Genomic DNA, 254 nt, shown 5'->3' on the forward strand with positions numbered 1-254 from the left:
TTGGATTTTATTCTGCGTTTATGGTGGCGGATGAAGTTCAGATCGACACATTGTCTTATAAAGAAGGCGCATCTGCCGTACACTGGGCAAGTCAGGGAGGTACGGAATATGAGATGCAGGAAGGAAATAAAGAGACGGTCGGATCAGAGATCACACTGTTTTTAAATGAAGACAGTCTTGCGTTTGCAAATGAATACCGCGCAAGAGAAGTGATTGAAAAATATTGTTCTTTTATGCCTGTTGAAATCTTCCTT

General features: G+C 41.3%; 1 pseudogene. It reads left to right on the forward strand.

Annotation, left to right across the window (positions count from 1 at the left end):
• Positions 1 to 20 precede the first annotated feature (20 nt).
• Positions 21 to 254 (forward strand): annotated as a pseudogene (locus tag NE619_RS18345) (molecular chaperone HtpG); the annotation flags it as partial.

Source organism: Anaerovorax odorimutans (assembly GCF_024459955.1).
GTDB classification, from domain to species: domain Bacteria; phylum Bacillota; class Clostridia; order Peptostreptococcales; family Anaerovoracaceae; genus Hominibacterium; species Hominibacterium odorimutans_A.